Source organism: Xenorhabdus innexi (genome assembly GCF_002632485.1).
GTDB lineage: Bacteria > Pseudomonadota > Gammaproteobacteria > Enterobacterales > Enterobacteriaceae > Xenorhabdus > Xenorhabdus innexi.
Genome location: NZ_NIBU01000152.1, coordinates 1 through 1,804, shown reverse-complemented (window position 1 = coordinate 1,804; position 1,804 = coordinate 1). Strand labels below are relative to the sequence as shown.

Here is a 1,804-nt window from a genome sequence, read left to right as displayed (position 1 = left end):
CGGTAAGGTGAGGGACAGCCCGGCAGCACCGGCCTGCACCGACGTAAGCAGAATAGACCCCGTCACCAGCCAGAAGGCCTTGCTTTTCTTCATCATGACTCATTTCCTTATTCAGATATCCGTGCTGCCGAGAAAACGCTGTCCCCGGCGCTGACAGCAGCTGTAGGGCTGCCACAGGGCATAAGCCTGATTACCATTAATAGCAGCCGCATGTTCCCCGTCAGGAAACACGGCACAGGTCTGGCTTAATGTCGGTGATAACCGCTGCCACTGGTGGTTCCGGGGGCCGGTATTTTCCTGCACCGGTCCCGGCGGCCAGTAGCCGTCAGCCCGTTGCCCGGTCAGCGGCTGGTACACATGGGGTTGCCCGGTACGGGTGATAATGTCCGCCACCCGCTGCGCCACCACCGCCGCGGCTTTATCGTCATCCGTCTGCGTGACGAAACCGGCGCGCGGATAGAGATTGCCCCACATATTGCTGTGTATCTGGTTGCCCAGCTCCCGCTGACCGGGGATCAGGGCTTCAGGATAAAACGATTCCGGCAGCCCGCTGCGCCACGCGACGGTATCCAGGGTGCTGAGAAAATAGGGCATCAGGGGAGTGGCGGCACTGCGGCAGGCATAGCCGGGGATCTGCCCGCCAATCAGGGTGGTGGCGGGATGCCCGAGGGCATCCGCGTATTTAAAACGCAGGTGGGTACTGCGCTCCCCGGCCAGCTGAACCGTGTGATTCCCCCCACCGGCCGTCAGCCCGGTCACGGTATTCTCCAGCCCACCGGATAAAGGGCTGAGCGTGGCCATTTCCGTCCACGGGTTGCCGCCGGGGGCATGGTAGGTGGAAATCACCGCCTGTGGCAGGAAATGCGTCACTTTGACCGAGGTTTTGACCGTGCAGCCCTGCCAGCCACAGAGCAGCCAGTAACACATCCCGCTGACCCGCCACTGAATGCAGCCGGGTGACAGGCTGGCGGCCACGATTTGCGCCGTGTTCAGGGACGCCTGTGCCGCCGGGGAAAACGCGGTTATCAGCGTGATAATCATTGGGAAAGTCAACTGTTGCCGCTTCATGACCGGTTCTGCTCCCGGAGTGCCATCGCTCTGGCCACATCGGCCGTGCCGTACACCACGGCCCGGTCATCAAACACCACCGCCGGATACTGACGTACCCCCAGCTGCCAGGCACCGACAACATCACGCCAGGCCGTAATCAGTTGCTGCGCCTGCTGATGCCACCGGGGCGATTGCAGGATGGCCTGTGCCTGCATGGCCGCCTGCGGCGGGTCGGAAGATAAGTCAGCAAACCGTGTCTGCTGTTGCTGCTCAGCCCCATCCAGCCAGACCACCCGGCTGTCCGGTGTCAGATTCACCGGCGGGTGCTGACGGTCGGTATACACGACAGTTTTGGCCTGACTCACGGAGGCTACCATCCAGCCCAGCCAGAATACTACCCCGTACTTTCTCATCACTTCCCTCCCCGTTGTATGAGTCACTCAACGGAAAGCGTGCGGAAAAAATGCGAAAAAATCAGCAAACAATTCTTTTTTCCAAAATGAAAAAAAACATCGGCTAAACAGCAGAAAAATACCGGATCCGCCAGGAACAGGTGCTGCCCAAAAGCAAGCTGAGTGAGGCGGTGACTTATCAGGGCAACCAATGACCCAAACTGATCCGCTATCTGGAGGACGGTCGCCTGTCGATCGACAACCGGTAATTGTCAATATAGTTGGCACCATTAATTCATTTAAGCCGCCTGTTGTTCTCGTTCAGGATTCAGCGTCACTGTTTCTACCCATTGCCAGTTTCT

General features: G+C 59.0%; 2 protein-coding genes. Both read right to left on the bottom strand.

Annotated features, from left to right (window positions below; all coding sequences use genetic code 11):
* Window positions 1-111: 111 nt before the first annotated feature.
* Window positions 112-1,068: a TIGR03756 family integrating conjugative element protein gene (locus tag Xinn_RS20625; protein ID WP_099137802.1), complete on the bottom strand. Its 957-nt coding sequence runs from the start codon at window positions 1,066-1,068 to the stop codon at window positions 112-114.
* Window positions 1,065-1,463, bottom strand: a complete 399-nt coding sequence (locus Xinn_RS20620; RefSeq protein WP_086956856.1) for a TIGR03757 family integrating conjugative element protein — start codon at window positions 1,461-1,463, stop codon at window positions 1,065-1,067. Before Xinn_RS20620 ends, Xinn_RS20625 begins: the two co-directional genes overlap by 4 nt.
* Between the last annotated feature and the right edge of the window lie 341 nt (window positions 1,464-1,804).